This is a genomic window from Shewanella canadensis (assembly GCF_003966225.1).
In the GTDB taxonomy this organism is placed as follows: domain Bacteria; phylum Pseudomonadota; class Gammaproteobacteria; order Enterobacterales; family Shewanellaceae; genus Shewanella; species Shewanella canadensis.
This window is the reverse complement of the sequence record NZ_RXNU01000005.1, coordinates 309042-324884: the sequence shown is the minus strand read 5'-3', so window position 1 is coordinate 324884 and position 15843 is coordinate 309042. Positions and strand designations below refer to the sequence as shown.

Genomic DNA, 15843 nt, shown 5'->3' with positions numbered 1-15843 from the left:
TATGACAGTCCTGAGCCAACAAGGGATGACAAACTTTAAAGCGCTTTCAATAGAAGAGCTACAGATCAAAGAACAGGTCTATAATAAACTGTTAAGTGTGATGGATCTTTCTTTGATAGAAACGCTCTCAAAAGAGCAGGCCACAGAACAAATTATTGAGATTTGTGAAAAGCTCATTACCGAACTGCATCTGCCTATTAATCTGTCTTCCAGACAGCACTTGGTTAGACTGATCATAGACGAGGTATTAGGTTTAGGGCCCTTGGAGACGCTACTAGCAGATCCCACCATTTCAGATATCTTAGTGAACTCCTTCGATAGGATATATGTGGAGCGTCGAGGAAAACTCGAGCAGGTATCAATTAAATTTCACAGCAACGCTCACTTGCTCAATATAATAGATCGGATTGTATCAAGTGTCGGACGACGTATAGATGAATCATCTCCTATGGTTGATGCTCGTCTTGAAGATGGTTCCCGTGTGAATGCCATTATTCCCCCATTGGCACTAGATGGTCCCGCCTTATCCATCAGAAGGTTTGCGGTGGACAAACTCAATGCCGAACAGCTCATCAATATTGGTTCGATAACGGCACAGATGAATGAGTTATTAAAAGCTGCTGTTAAAGGGAAACTGAATATTTTGGTCTCTGGAGGTACGGGTAGCGGTAAAACGACACTGTTGAATATGTTATCCGGGTATATTCCCAGCGATGAAAGAATTGTTACCATCGAAGATTCTGCTGAGTTACAGCTGCAACAACCCCATACCGTTCGACTGGAAACACGTCCTGCAAATATTGAAGGACGAGGTGAAATCACCCAAAGAGATTTAGTGAAGAACTGTCTACGTATGAGGCCTGATCGGATTGTTATTGGTGAGGTTCGGGGCGGAGAAGCATTGGACATGCTAACCGCGATGAATACCGGTCACGAAGGCTCACTAACAACATTGCACGCCAACAGCCCGAGAGATGCATTAGGTCGACTGGAGTATATGGTATGTATGGCCGGTTTCGACATGCCAGTCAGTAACATAAGAACGCAAATCGCTTCCGCCATCAATCTGGTTGTTCAACTGGAGCGTCTCGAAGATGGCACCCGTCGTGTGACCAGTATTCAGGAGATTAACGGCATGGAGGGGGATGTCATTACTATGTCAGAGATATTCCGTTTTGTTCGGGAGGGGCGGGAACAAAATGGCGATATTATCGGTAAGTTTAACGCAACTGGTGTGATCCCTGGATGTCACAGTAAACTTAAACAGCATGGTATCGATCTGCCTTTCGAGTTGTTTAACTCTGGCGATCCATTCGCTGACTTTTAGAGGAACTTTGTGATGCCTTCAAATGAAATAATATTTCTGGGGTTAATTTTTCTGGCTGTTATCTTGTTGTCACAAGCACTATTTTTACCCGTATATAGCCCACAAAGAGCGAATACGGCCTTAGTGAGAAAGCGTCTGAAACAATTGTCTAAAAGTTCAGCGGGCACAGAATTTGATACTTCATTGCTTAGAAAAAATAAACTGGAAAAATTGACTCGATTCGGGAGAGCATTGGAAAAGATCGAATTCATCGAAAATTTAAGCTATCGCCTGGAACTTGCTGATTATAAGATGATGGGCCATCATTTTTTTTTACTTGCTTTAGTCTCCACCATCATAACAGGACTATTAACCTGGCAATTTACCCGTGAGCCTATCATTACGGTATTCGTAATGGCCGTGACCCTTATGCTGTTTCATATCAAACTTTCTCGAGATACCAATAAGCGTATGGATCAAATAGAGGCTAGCTTTCCCGATGCCTTAGATGTCGTTCGAAGAGCACTGCAGGCCGGATACTCCTTCTCTGATGCGATTAAGTTGGCTACTGAAGAGTTGGAGGGACCCATAGCTAAAGAGTTCAAGTTGATGTTTGTCAATATCAATTATACCAAAGATATTAAACGTGCACTGCTTGGGTTTATTGAACGAGTGCCTAGTATCTCAGCTATGGCTTTTGCCAGTGCCGTTATGGTGCAAAAAGAAACGGGTGGTAATTTGGCCGAGAATATTCAAAGTCTGTCGAGAGTGATAAGAGAGAGATTCACCTTCAGGCGTCGGGTAAAAACTTTATCGGCGGAGGGAAGGCTGTCTGCCTGGATTTTGATTTTGCTGCCATTTGTTCTGTTTGCTGTGATATATCTTCAAACACCTGCATATGTTGGCGAATTAACGGGAACTGAAGGTGGTAAAAAATTATTGATGTGGGGGGCTATTGGTATGACTATCGGTGGCTGGTGGATTAGCAAAATAATCAGAATAGATATGTAATTATGGACTATTTAATTGGATTGTTTGGTTCTCTCTTCGACGACCCTGAATACATAAAATGGGCGATTTTTGCTGTGGCAGGAATTGCAGGGGTCATGTTCGCAATGTCAGTCGCCTTCTTGATTAGTGGTATCTACTCGCCACTTCGTCAGAGGCTTAAGAGTATTAATAAAAAAGATCAGGGATATACGGGAACTGCCGATATCAACTCGACGATCGAGCATAGTATAGGCCGCGTCGCGAACCGTTCTCCAATCAACTTATCCAATGATGAGACTCGTAGGTTACTCATTCATGCGGGCTTACATTCAGAAAATGCGATGGCAGTTTTCAGCTCGATAAGATTAATCTTACTTCTTATCGGTGCGGGCTCGTCGGTTTTAGTCTTAAGCTTATACCCGGATTTATCAACAATGATGAGTGTGTATGTTGTTGCCCTGCTTGTTGGCGGTGCTTTCCTGTTACCCTCTTTGGTGCTCAAGAAGGTAGCTACTAGTCGAATGAGGATGCTGAAAACTGGGTTTCCTGATGCGTTGGATCTGTTGGTTGTGTGTTGCGAAGCAGGTTTAGGCTTGATGGCTGCAATGCAGCGAGTCGCCCGGGAGCTAGCATTGAGCCACCCAGCATTAGCCAGTGAGCTTGAGCTGGTATGTAGTAAGGTGAGAGCCGGTTTGACCGTTAAGGTGGCACTTCAGGAGTTTACCGATCGAACGGGGTTGGAAGATATCAAGGGGCTTAATTCAGCCATTTCTCAAAGCATACGTCTTGGTACCGGTATTGCGGAAACATTGCGTGTTTTTTCTGATGAATACAGAAATAAGCGACTTCAGGAAGCCGAGGAGCAAGCGGCGAAGTTAGCAGTAAAAATGATCTTTCCGATGATGCTATGCATCTGGCCTTCGTTTTTCATTGTTGCCGTTGGGCCGGCGGTGCTCAAGGTCATGAAAGTATGGGGCCAGGCATTTTAGGTAAGTACGGATGTAGATGTAGATAATAATCTTAGGGAGCGCTAATGAAAGATGTTGATCGATTTTTCAGTAATAAGAGGTGTGCACTTTCAGTGCTGATAGCACTGTCATTGCAACTACTTGTGGCCTGTACTGCGACAAAAACAGATGAGGAGTTGCTCAATTTAGAGATGACACCGCCGACTCGGCAAGATCTTTATGATGGCACCTCTATGGGATCTGTTACTGCGGCAAACCCTCCCAGAGATGAGGCAGATGCATTAGTGCGTGCAAAAAAAGAGGAAGGTAAGGGAAATCTGGATCAGGCATTATACCTCTACGTACAGGCGCTCGATTTTAAAGCCGATAACGCACTGACTCTATACAATATAGCTAGAATTCACAGTATCAAGGGTAATATTCAACTTGCCTATCTTACCTATAACGAATCCTTGACCATAGATCCTGAGTTGATGATGTCTCATGCCGGGCTTGGTTTGATTAATATGGATAAACGTCAGCACGAACAGGCAAAAATTCATCTTGAAAAAGCGGTGAGTTTAGATCAAACAAGACTCACGACTACCGGTATAGAGGCTCCGGAGGAGGGGTTGTACCTTTTGGATCTACAATCTCCAATACGAATTTATAATGCGCTGGCGATTCTTTATGACTTAGAAAATAGGCATGAAGAAGCCCGTCATTATTATTCTCTGGCATTGCGCAAAGAACCTCACTCAGCTTTGATTATCACTAATTTGGGATATTCACACTATCTCGGTGGAAATATTGCCCTTGCTGAGAAATACCTTAAGCAGGCGATTAAGGAAGATCCAAGTTTTGAACGTGGCTGGACTAATCTAGGACTGGTTTATGTCAGAAAGGGATTATATTCCAGAGCATTATCGACGTTCGAGCATACAATGGAACCTGCCGATGCCTTGAATGATTTAGGGTATTTCCTCATGTTAGAAGGGGAGTTTGAACAGGCTGTTGAATTGTTTCAGAGAGCCATTGATAGCTCTCCAAGCTACTTTGAGCAAGCTCAAAAGAATCTAAGAAGAGCATCGATGGAATTAGATACTCAAAAAAGGAATTAGTTTTAAACTGTTAAACATCAGATATAAAAAAACGCCCATTTGGGCGTTTTCTCGTTGTTTGGCTAACTTCAGCTAATAGCTTAGAAGTTTGCCGATTTTGGTGCTCGAGGGAATGGGATCACGTCACGGATGTTAGCAACACCGGTAACATATGAAACCAAACGCTCAAAACCAAGACCGAAACCTGAATGTGGGACGGTACCGTAGCGGCGCATATCACGGTACCACCAGTAGTCTTCCTTACTCAGACCCATCTCTTCAAGACGTGCATCAAGCACATCAAGACGCTCTTCGCGCTGTGCTCCACCGATGATCTCACCAATGCCTGGTGCGAGTACATCCATCGCGGCAACGGTTTTACCATCATCATTGAGGCGCATGTAGAATGCCTTGATGTCTTTTGGATAGTTTTTAACAACAACCGGAGCCTTGAAGTGCTCTTCAGCCAAGTATCTCTCGTGCTCGGATTGAAGATCGATTCCCCACTCAACGGGATATTCGAACTTCTTACCGCAACTCTTCAGGATCTCTACCGCATCGGTATAGTCGACTTGAGCAAAATCACTGCTGACAAATGACTCAAGACGCTCGATAACTGTCTTATCGACGCGTTGAGCGAAAAACTCAAGGTCATCACGACGCTCTTCCAGTACGGCTTTGAAACAGAATTTAAGCATCTGCTCGGCAAGACCCGCGACATTATCGAGATCGGCAAATGCGACCTCAGGTTCTACCATCCAGAATTCAGCTAAGTGACGACTGGTGTTTGAGTTCTCTGCGCGGAAAGTGGGGCCGAAAGTATAAACCTTAGACAGTGCGCTCGCGTAGGTTTCTGCGTTTAACTGACCCGAGACGGTCAAGAAAGACTCTTTACCGAAGAAGTCTTCGCTGTAATCGACTTTACCTTCGTCGGTACGTGGGAGATTTTCCATATCGAGAGTCGAAACGCGGAACATCTCGCCAGCACCTTCAGCGTCTGATGCAGTAATAAGCGGTGTCGAGACCCAGATGAAGCCCTGTTCATGATAGAAGCGATGAATAGCCTGGGATAGGCTGTTACGTACTCGCGCTACTGCACCAATAATGTTGGTTCGTGGGCGCAGATGAGCCAACTCTCTCAAGTGCTCGATAGAGTGACGTTTAGCCGCCATCGGGTATGTATCTGGATCTTCAACCCAACCAGCAACTTCAACAGCAGAAACTTGTAGCTCGAACGCTTGACCTTTACCTGGAGAGTCAACGACTTCACCGGTCATAACGACAGAACAACCAGCGGTTAGTTTTAAGATTTCGTCATTATAATTTTCTAAGCTATTTGGCACTACACCCTGAATAGGGTCAAAGCAGGAACCATCATAAACGGCAAGGAAAGAGATGCCGGCCTTGGAATCTCGGCGAGATCTTACCCAACCGCGAACAGTAACTTGCGAACCGATCGCAAATTCACCTTTAAATACAGAAGCGACAGATGTAATGCTCATTGTTGCTTAGTTCTCCAACGAAACGTTTTATAAAAAAATTTGGACGTTCATATTACCCTGCTGACGGCTTTTCTCAAGTGAAAAAGGGGATAATCATGCCATAGAAGTTAAATAAGCTGTGATTCTTTTGCATATGCTCGAATTTTATCCCTGATGAACAGAATTATTGCTGAGAAAAGCGGATTAAACCAAGGGATCATCCCTGGATGTTGATAGACAAGTGCTTCTATACCCGTGTTTATCGAACTCTGGTAATTTGTCGCACTAGTTTATGGTTCATAGGGTTATAGCGAGGGGAGAATAAAACTTATAAAAATAAGTAACTGAAAATCACGGTCATAATACAATATGATGTTGCTTAAAAAATGTTATATTTAAAGTATATCTGGTGGCTGACAGGAGAGACTAATTGAAAAAAGTTAAAATGTTTCAGTTATTGCTGGCTTCTCTTTCCATTATGGGGTGGTCACTGGCTGTATATGCACTCTTGCTTTTCGATGAGGCAAGGCCCGATCGCGCCGTAGGCTATTTTCTCAGTAAGGGAGCGTCAGTTCGTTTAAATTGGGATCCGATCCAGACGGTTCAACTCGAATATGTTATCTGGGTTTGTGCAGCGATCAGTTTGATAAGCATGATATTTAATTATTACACCGCTCACCATAGCAGGATGGGTTATTGGTTTAATATTCCATTGCTTCTTCTAAGTTCTGTTGCGGCGGGCTTGTATCTGCGCTTCTTTGTTTAGTTAAGAGAAATCCACTCTCTCTGTCTCTGGTTTCCGGATTGGCGGCTTCGTTCTAATACCAGGCTTGGATAACTACCTCTGGCCCTTCAATATCAAACTCATGAGTGCGGGTCAGCGGAAAGCCATAATTAGATCTGTTATTGGCTTAGTTGCTTACATAAGTGCTCGATAATTGCCGCCGTAGCGCCCCAGATAACATGATGTTTATAAGGGATAAAGTAGATTGGGTAATCTATGCCATTACGGCGGTATAGGTATTGTTTCCTGTTGGCTGTCTTTAATAGAAATTTCAATGGAATCGTAAAATATTCAGCAACTTCACCCGGGTCCAGTATGGGTTCAAAATCATTTTTTACGATGCCAAAAACAGGTGTGATTTCAAAACCTGTAAACGTCTTATATTTAGGATATTGTCCCAGTACCTCTACATTTGATATCGGCAGTGCAATCTCCTCCTCGGCTTCTCTTAAGGCTGTGGCAATGTGGCTGCTATCACTATTTTCTACTTTACCCCCGGGAAAACTGATTTGGCCAGGGTGATGCCGGAGATGGCTGGGTCTTTGAGTCAGAATGAGGTGAGTTTCATTCTTGACCTGAGTGAAAGCGATAAGAACGGCTGCCGGCTGAAGTTTACTGGAGATTAGGGGGCTCGTGAGAGCGGCAAGAGGTTGAAGGTTATACCTTATCCTCAACTCTATTAAGTTCATACGGCCCCCCAAGTTTATCAAACAGTTAATATTTACTCATACAAGTTCTGGTAACTTTAAGAGTACACCTTTTCAAGAACAGGAAGTATCTTACTGACCTTATCGAAGGTTTCCTGATATTCATCGTTAGCTTGGGAGTCGGCGACAATACCGCCACCAGCCCAACAGTGTATGTGGTTGGCTTGTGCAACTAATGTGCGGATGGTAATGCTGGTGTCCATCTGTCCATCTTGGCTGATATAGCCAATAGATCCACAATATAGGCTGCGCCTCGAGGGTTCAAGTTCTTCTATTATCTGCATCGCACGGATTTTTGGGGCGCCAGTAATAGAACCACCGGGAAAAGCCGCTTTTAACAGGTCGGTTGCTTGATATTTATTGTGTAACTCCGCCGTTACCGTACTAACTAAGTGGTGGACGGCTGGGAAACTGTCAATTTGGAAGAGGTGGGGAACCTTGACTGAGCCTGCTTTTGCAACTTTGCCTATGTCATTTCGTAACAGATCGACAATCATTAAGTTTTCGGCGCGATCTTTCTCTGACTCGGCGAGTTCGAGTGCAGAAGAGGTGTCTGCTTCTGCATTTTCAAATCGAGGTCGGGTTCCTTTAATGGGCTTTGTTTGCACTTGACCATCACGAAGCTGAATAAAACGCTCCGGTGAGATAGAGAGTATCGCCGCATCATCTAATCGGATAAATGCCGAAAAGGGAGCTCTGTTTGTCTCACGCAGTTTGAGGTATGCGCCCCATTCATCACCTCGATAGCTTGCGGTAAAGCGCTGAGTCAAATTGATCTGATAGCAATCACCACTATTGAGATAGGATTGAATTTTATCAAACTTTTCGATGTATTGAGCTTTAGTTATCTGATTAATCCATCGACTGGTTAGGCTGAAGTCACCAGTAACCGAATTGGATTTAGTATCGAGTCGGGTATTAAGTCGAGCCAGAGTCGACTCAAGTGCAGCCTCTCCATGATAATGTGCCAGAATCCAGCCTGCGTTTAAACGGTCGAAAATTAATGCCCAGGGATATAAGCCAATATTCATTTCGGGCAGTAATATGTCTCTGGCCGCTATTTCGGGTAGATGCTCAATCTGGCGACCCAAATCATAACTGAAGCAGCCCACTGCGCCACCGCTAAAGGGTAATGGGCTTGGATATTGATGAGGGAAATAGTGCTTTATGGTGTCATTGAGAAACTTGAAGGGGTCACCAGTGTGAACTTGACTATTCACTAATTCGCCGCTTCGTAGATGATTCACCCTGCTCGATTGGCCATCGGTTACAATCGTCGCGATAGGATCGCACACTATGATGTCAAATTTTGCATCCTGGTGAGCTGCATCTGCCGAGTCGAGCAGCATGGCCCAGGGCTTGTCTGCGAGGTGGGAGAATAGTTCTGTGGTGGTGTATTTCCAATTCAGATGCCTGAAAGCAAGTTGCTGCTGCGGCGAAAAACTCATCGATTAACCTTATCTAAAATGTGATATTCCCCTAAAAGTCGCGAAAGAGTATCATATCCAAATGCCGGGATTAATAAAAAGAAACACGCAAGCCATACAAGGCAATGACGTGCTACATTCTCTGCGGGCTGGGGGAGTGTATGAAATGTCCGAGCAGGAATAACTAAAAACAAATACGCAAGCCAAAAATGGCTAATGGAGCGCACCCTAATGTCTGTTGAAAAGGAAGTGTCTGTGACTAAAGAAGTTATCATTAAGCAAGCCGATCTAATTGAGAGCGTTGCCGATTCCCTACAATATATCTCCTATTATCACCCCAAAGATTTTGTCGATGCTATGTCTGAAGCCTATGACAGAGAAGAAAGTGCAGCCGCAAAAGATGCCATTGCACAGATCTTAATTAACTCTCGTATGTCGGCAGAAGGAAAGCGTCCTCTGTGTCAAGACACCGGTATCGTTACCTGTTTTGTTAAAGTGGGTATGGGTGTTAAGTGGGATAAGACTGATATGACGGTTCAGCAGATGGTCGACGAAGGCGTCAGACGTGCGTATCTGAACCCGGATAACCCATTAAGAGCCTCAATCGTTTCAGACCCTGCCGGAGCGCGTAAGAACACCAAGGATAACACTCCGTCTGTCGTTCATATCGATATGGTACCCGGGGATCATATTGATGTTGCTATTGCGGCTAAGGGCGGCGGATCAGAAAATAAATCTAAGATGGCAATGCTCAATCCCTCTGATGATATTGCTGCATGGGTTGAGAAGACACTGCCGACAATGGGAGCGGGTTGGTGCCCACCAGGAATGCTGGGTATTGGCATCGGCGGAACCGCAGAGAAAGCGGCGGTACTCGCTAAAGAGTCACTGATGGATCCTGTCGACATTCATGAACTACAGGCAAAGGGCGCTGAAACTGCCGAAGAGAAGTTGCGTCTGGATATCTTCGAGCGCTCAAATAAACTCGGTATCGGTGCTCAGGGCTTAGGCGGTTTAACCACGGTTCTCGATGTAAAGATCAAGTCGGTTCCAACACATGCAGCCTCTAAGCCTGTCGTCATGATCCCGAACTGCGCGGCAACACGTCATGTTCATTTTCACTTAGATGGAACGGGTCCTGCTGTATTGACGCCTCCATCATTAGAAGGTTGGCCCGTGATCACCCGTGAAGCGGGTGAGAACACTCATCATGTCGATCTAAACAGTGTGACACAAGCCGATATTGAAAAGTGGAAGAGTGGCGATACCTTGCTACTTAACGGCAAGATGTTAACCGGCCGTGATGCTGCCCATAAACGTATTCAAACCCTAATTGAAAGCGGCGAAGGTCTGCCTGAAGGGGTCGATTTTACCGGTAAGTTTATCTACTACGTAGGGCCAGTGGATCCCGTTGGTGATGAAGTTGTCGGCCCAGCAGGGCCAACGACAGCAACGCGTATGGATAAGTTCACCGATATGATGCTCGAGAAAACGGGCCTGATGGGGATGATAGGTAAAGCCGAGAGGGGATCTGCAACGGTAGAATCCATCAAGAAGAATAAAGCGGTTTACCTGATGGCTGTCGGTGGCGCCGCCTACTTGGTGTCGAAAGCGATTAAAACCTCCCGCGTTGTCGCTTTTGCTGACTTAGGCATGGAAGCTATCTATGAGTTTGATGTTAAAGATATGCCGGTCACTGTGGCGGTAGACTCCAATGGGGTCAATGCTCATGAGACGGGTCCCGCTATCTGGAAACTCAAACTCAGTTAACACCCTCTGTTTTTGGTCACTGAATTTTTAATAGCAGGTTAGACCGATGATACTTGGCTTAGGTATCTTGCCTAAGCCTTATTATTTGGGTAGTGTTCACCACCAAGATAAAATCATAGACTTGCATGGATGCGGGAGATAACAATTTTATTTATGTAGTGGCGGCGATGTTCGTCTCAATCAGGTCGCTTATAAATCAAACTTAAATCAACAAAGACGATAATAACAATGAAAAAAACTGCAATCATTCTTGCCATCGCGAGTGCCGGACTGTCAATGTCGGCTCAGGCCGCTAATCCAGAGCCTTTTACGGTGCAACATCTAGTTAAAATCAATAAGCTTCATTCACCCGCTTTATCAAATAGTGGCAGTAAAATTGTTTATGCTGTCAAAAAAATTGATGCAGAGGGTGAGTCCAGTTCCGATCTCTATATTAAAGATCTGTCTCAAGCTGACAGTAAGGCTAAGCAGCTGACCTCGGTAAAAGGCACTGAACACAGCGTCGCCTTTGCTGCAGACGACCAAGCTATCTATTTTCTCGCCGGTCGCAGTGGTTCCAGCCAACTGTATAAGTTGCCTTTAACCGGCGGAGAAGCTATTCAGGTCTCTGACTTCCCGCTCGATGTCGAAGGTTTCAAGCTGTCTCAAGATGGCACTCAAGTCGTAATGAACATGAGAGTATTTCCTGAGTGTAAAGATCTGAAATGCTCTGAGGATAAGTTTACTGCTGAGCAGGAGCGTAAATCATCGGGACGCGAATATAAACAACTAATGGTCAGACATTGGGATACCTGGAGTGACCATTCAAGAAGCCACCTGTTTGTCGCAAAGCTCAATGGTGAAAAGATCACTACGGCTGTGGACGTCACTGCAGGTTTAGATACGGAAACACCGCCAAAGCCATTTTCGGGCATGGAAGAGGTAACCTTTACACCTGATGGTAAACACCTTGTTTACGGCGCTAAAGCGCCGAGTAAAGATCAGGCTTGGATCACCAATTACGATTTATGGCAGGTTCCGGTAACCGGCGGCGATGCGGTGAACCTTACCGAAGCCAATAAAGCCTGGGACGCCAATCCGACGTTCTCTGCCGATGGCCGTTACCTGGCCTATCTTGCCATGACCAAGCCTGGTTTTGAGGCCGACAGATACCGCATTATGTTGCGCGATACGGTAACAGGGCAGGAGAAAGAGGTAGCTCCGTTATGGGATAGAAGCGCGAGTTCGCTCACCTTCGGTAAAGATAATCGTACACTCTATGTCACGGCTCAGGATGTCGGGCAGGTTACCGTATTTGAAGTTAATACCCAATTTGGTGATGTGAAAACGGTCTACAACGATGGTAGTAATAGCGTCGTTGGTGTGACTAACGAAAAGATTATTATTAACCACAAATCTTTAGTTCAACCGGGCGATCTCTACTCGATGAACTTGGATGGTCAGGGGATTAAGCAACTAACCCAAGTTAACCAAGAAAAATTAGCCGAGATCAAGTTTGGTGAGTTCGAGCAGTTTAGCTTTAAGGGCTGGAACAATGAAGAGGTGCATGGTTACTGGATAAAGCCTTCCGACTACAAAGCCGGTCAGAAGTATCCTATTGCATTCCTCGTTCATGGTGGTCCACAAGGATCATTTGGTAACTCATTCAGCAGCCGCTGGAATGCTCAACTGTGGGCGGGTGCCGGTTACGGTGTGGTAATGATCGACTTCCATGGTTCAACGGGCTATGGCCAGGAATTTACCGACTCGATCACACAAGACTGGGGCGGAAAACCTCTCGAAGACCTTCAGAAAGGTCTGACAGCCGTCACTAAACAGCAAAAGTGGCTGGACGAGACTCGTACCTGTGCCTTGGGTGGTTCATACGGTGGCTACATGATGAACTGGATCCAGGGTAACTGGAGTGACGGTTTCAACTGTCTGGTCAATCATGCCGGTCTGTTCGATATGCGCTCTATGTACTACGTGACCGAAGAGCTATGGTTCCCTGAATATGAGTTCGGTGGTACCTATGAAAACAACAAAGAGCTGTACGAGAAGTTTAATCCGGTGAACTACACTGAGAACTGGAAGACTCCAATGTTAGTGATTCATGGTGAAAAAGACTTCCGTGTTCCCTATGGTCAGGGTTTAGCCGCGTTCAGCCTTATGCAACGTAAAGGGATCCCATCTGAGTTGCTTATCTACCCAGAAGAGAACCATTGGATCCTCAATCCAGATAACCTTGAGCAATGGTACGCCAATGTACTTGGTTGGATGGATCGTTGGACCGAAAAGAAATAAGCGTTCAAACTTGAAATAACATAGACTTACTTACTGAGGCCAGAATATTTATTCTGGCCTTTTCTGTTTTTAGCGCTTAAGTTGAGACTAGAATATTTCGGCTTAAGTCGAGTCTCATCATTCTTAAATTACAACTCAGGTTGACGGTAGCGAATAAGGACAGGGAATGCGATTGATCCAGCTTTTCAAAAAGGAGTTGTCTCACGAAGCTCGTATCTGGGTGCGTGACGAGCTTGTGTCGGAGCAGCAGGCAAATTCGATATTGGCTCGCTATGGCACAAGTATCAACGATGACACGGATAAGAATTCCTTCGGTTATTACTTGCTGATGTCATTGGGGGTTTTGTTTATTGGTTTAGCGCTGATACTGATCGTTTCACACAATTGGGATGAGATCCCAAGAAGCATTCGTACGGGAAGTCTACTGCTATTAACCCTGGTGACCAACGCCGTCGGAATTAAACTATTTTTATCGAAGCGAAGTCGAGCCGGCATCATCTGGTTACTCTTTGGCGGCATGAGTTATGGTGCCAGCATCATGCTCATCGCACAGATCTATCATCTGGGTGAGCACTTCCCCGATGGCATATTCTGGTGGGCATTGGGTATATTGCCCTTGGTGGTGTTTACTCAGAGTCGACTTTTGGCGCTGTTGTCCTTGAGCTTGGCCAGTATCTGGCTAGTGGTCGAATCGGGGGAAGACTTTTTCCCGACGCTTTATCCGATATTTATATTAGTGACACTTTGGTTAACCCTGTTTCAGGCACGTTCTCGTTTGCTGTTCCTGGCTTGTGTTGTGGGTTTACTTGTCTGGATAAATTTAGGTTTGGCATGGATCATGGGGAGTGGCTATCACTTCGATCCCGTTGCAGAGCAATTACCATTTTCTTTAGGCCTGGGACTTATTATAAATGGGGTTGCCTGGTGGCTAATGCGTGCAAATAAGAGTGACTGGCGAGAGTACGGGCTGGTGGTACACATCTGGTTACTCAGGGCGGCCATTATTACCTTATTAGTATTCAGCTTCGAAGGCGTATGGGAAGAGTACCCGAGAGAGCAGAGTTGGTTGTCCGTGATGAGTGTTATCTTCATCATAGTGTCGGGTATGCTTGCTTTTGGGCTATCTCGCGCAAGTGGTCGATATGCATCAATGCCGGCATTGATGCTGACTGGCTATCTGGCGTTCTCATTTTATCTGGTGAGCGGGTTTAGCCATATGGAATTTATCGCAGCCATCGCGACCAACTTGATGCTGCTCTTAATGGGGATCCTCCTGATACGAAGAGGGATCGATCAATCAGAAACCCACTATTTCTATACCGGCGTTGTCGTCCTGTTACTGACGGCATTTATTCGCTATTTCGATCTCATTGGTGATTACATAGGTGGTGCTGTGCTGTTTCTCGTTGCTGCGGGTATCTTGATGGCCGCGGCAAAATACTGGAAGCATCATGTCACCCTTATCGCCTTAAAACAGGGGGAGGGTAGCGAATGAATACCATGACAATGCCTGATTGGCTGCATAAGAAGCCCGGTAAGCGAACGATACAAATTGGGCTTATTTTAACTCTTTTTTTTCAACTGGCTGTTTTATGTGTCGAATACCTGGGCTCTGTACTGCCAATATGGACAGGTGAAGAGATCATCTTAAAGACTGAGCCCGTCGACCCGCGCAGTCTGTTTCGGGGAAATTTTGTGCGTTTGAACTATGAGATTAACCGCATCCCGACTGAGCCCCAAACAGAGTATAAAATAGGGAGTCTGATCTACGTTAGCCTGGTTGAAAGTCATGGTATTTGGCAGTTCGATAAGCTCAATACCGCTAAGCCTCACCAGGGAACCTATATTCGAGGACGAGTACGCAGAATCGACTCTGGTACAGTTCGGGCTGAGTATGGCATTGAGGCATTTTTTATGCCCAAAGAGAAAGCCTTGAAAGTCCAAAATGAGATGGGCGGTCAGGCACAGGTTCGGGTATTTGTCGCCCCTAACGGTAAGGCTCGTGCGGTGGGGTTTAAATGTCTGGGAGAGGCGTGCTGACAACCTTTGTTTCGTTGGGAAGTGAATTTGAACAAATTACGACAGTGGTGATCAGGGCGAGTTCCAGAATCACTCAGGACCAGAATTACTCAGAAAGAGTTTTATGGTAATTGTTCGGCTTATAAAATAAACTCCCGCATCTAACGAGAGTATCCCTATGCTGGCGGCATGTTTAACCTGCCGCCGCACTAAGTAGAAGCCTCTTTCCCTATCAAGCAGACATAATAGAATATTATCAATGAAATATGATTGGATCCTCTTCGACGCCGATGAAACCTTGTTTCATTTCGATGCTTTCGAAGGCCTGAAATTGATGTTTAGCCGTTTTGGCGTGAGTTTTACCCGTGTCGATTTTGATGCCTATCAACTCGTTAACCAGCCACTCTGGGTCGATTACCAAAATGGTGTTATCTCTGCGGCGCAACTTCAGCAACAAAGGTTTACCCACTGGGCAGAAAAGTTAAGTGTAACCGCAAGTCATCTTAACAGCGCCTTTTTATCGGCAATGGCCGAAATTTGTGCTCTGCTGCCTGGCGCAAAAGAGTTAATAGAAATATTAAGTGGTAAGGCAAACCTTGGCATCATCACTAACGGCTTTACTGAGCTTCAGACCGTCAGATTAGAAAAGACGGGGTTGCTTGGTGCATTTGAGCATGTCGTGATATCTGAGCAAGTCGGAATAGCTAAACCCGATGTCGGGATTTTCGAACACGCATTGAAGCGCATGGAAAACCCTGACAGAGACAAAGTCTTAATGGTGGGTGATAACCCTCACTCTGACATTCAAGGCGGGCTAAATGCCGGATTGCATACCTGTTGGTTGAACAGCCACAATGCACCGAGACCGAAGGGGATAGAGCCTCACTTTGAAGTGACCTCGCTGCATGAGTTACAGCAGATCTTAGTGGCTTAATAGCGCTTTAACAATCCGTATTATTGTAATAAAAAAAGCCAGAGTATTGCTACTCTGGCTTGGCTCTAGTGGGAAGCTAGAAGGAAATGGTATTA

13 protein-coding genes are annotated in these 15843 nt (G+C 45.4%); 10 read left to right on the top strand and 3 right to left on the bottom strand.

Annotated elements, in window-relative coordinates; genetic code table 11:
* Position 1: 1 nt before the first annotated feature.
* The 4 genes from EKG38_RS11975 to EKG38_RS11960 are packed head-to-tail and all read left to right on the top strand — an operon-like array spanning position 2 to position 4364.
* Positions 2-1327, top strand: a complete 1326-nt coding sequence (locus EKG38_RS11975) for a TadA family conjugal transfer-associated ATPase (RefSeq protein ID WP_126520478.1) — start codon at positions 2-4, stop codon at positions 1325-1327.
* 12 nt (positions 1328-1339) lie between these two features.
* Positions 1340-2317: a type II secretion system F family protein gene (locus tag EKG38_RS11970; protein WP_126520477.1), complete on the top strand. Its 978-nt coding sequence runs from the start codon at positions 1340-1342 to the stop codon at positions 2315-2317.
* Between the two features lie 2 nt (positions 2318-2319).
* Entirely contained in the window at positions 2320-3285 is a 966-nt protein-coding gene (locus EKG38_RS11965) for a type II secretion system F family protein (RefSeq protein WP_126520476.1), read from the top strand.
* 44 nt (positions 3286-3329) lie between these two features.
* A complete protein-coding gene (locus EKG38_RS11960; RefSeq protein ID WP_126520475.1) occupies positions 3330-4364 on the top strand; it encodes a tetratricopeptide repeat protein in 1035 nt (344 codons plus the stop codon).
* Between the two features lie 80 nt (positions 4365-4444).
* On the opposite strand, the gene asnS is transcribed toward EKG38_RS11960, so the two are convergent.
* Complete coding sequence (asnS, locus tag EKG38_RS11955) at positions 4445-5845, bottom strand: asparagine--tRNA ligase (protein ID WP_126520474.1); 1401 nt, start codon at positions 5843-5845, stop codon at positions 4445-4447.
* A 409-nt stretch (positions 5846-6254) separates the two neighbouring features.
* On the opposite strand from asnS, the gene EKG38_RS11950 reads away from it, so the two are divergent.
* Positions 6255-6590, top strand: a complete 336-nt coding sequence (locus EKG38_RS11950) for a hypothetical protein (RefSeq protein WP_126520473.1) — start codon at positions 6255-6257, stop codon at positions 6588-6590.
* A 137-nt stretch (positions 6591-6727) separates the two neighbouring features.
* Here the strand turns inward: EKG38_RS11950 and EKG38_RS11945 are convergent, their stop codons facing one another.
* Positions 6728-7297: a CoA pyrophosphatase gene (locus EKG38_RS11945; RefSeq protein ID WP_126520472.1), complete on the bottom strand. Its 570-nt coding sequence runs from the start codon at positions 7295-7297 to the stop codon at positions 6728-6730.
* A 56-nt stretch (positions 7298-7353) separates the two neighbouring features.
* The gene (gene pabB, locus EKG38_RS11940; RefSeq protein WP_126520471.1) at positions 7354-8763 is read right to left on the bottom strand and encodes an aminodeoxychorismate synthase component I; all 1410 of its coding nucleotides are present in this window, start codon (positions 8761-8763) and stop codon (positions 7354-7356) included.
* A 210-nt stretch (positions 8764-8973) separates the two neighbouring features.
* On the opposite strand from pabB, the gene EKG38_RS11935 reads away from it, so the two are divergent.
* The 5 genes from EKG38_RS11935 (at position 8974) to yjjG (ending at position 15748) form a co-directional block, all read left to right on the top strand.
* Positions 8974-10512, top strand: a complete 1539-nt coding sequence (locus tag EKG38_RS11935; RefSeq protein WP_126520470.1) for a fumarate hydratase — start codon at positions 8974-8976, stop codon at positions 10510-10512.
* 228 nt (positions 10513-10740) lie between these two features.
* Entirely contained in the window at positions 10741-12795 is a 2055-nt protein-coding gene (locus EKG38_RS11930; protein WP_126520469.1) for a dipeptidyl-peptidase 5, read from the top strand.
* A 166-nt stretch (positions 12796-12961) separates the two neighbouring features.
* On the top strand, positions 12962-14290 hold the full coding sequence (locus EKG38_RS11925) for a DUF2157 domain-containing protein (RefSeq protein ID WP_126520468.1): 1329 nt from the start codon (positions 12962-12964) through the stop codon (positions 14288-14290).
* Positions 14287-14835, top strand: a complete 549-nt coding sequence (locus EKG38_RS11920; protein WP_126520467.1) for a GDYXXLXY domain-containing protein — start codon at positions 14287-14289, stop codon at positions 14833-14835. The genes EKG38_RS11925 and EKG38_RS11920 overlap by 4 nt, the downstream gene beginning before the upstream one ends.
* Before the next feature lie 238 nt (positions 14836-15073).
* Positions 15074-15748: a pyrimidine 5'-nucleotidase gene (yjjG, locus tag EKG38_RS11915; protein WP_126520466.1), complete on the top strand. Its 675-nt coding sequence runs from the start codon at positions 15074-15076 to the stop codon at positions 15746-15748.
* The last annotated feature ends 95 nt before the right edge of the window (positions 15749-15843 follow it).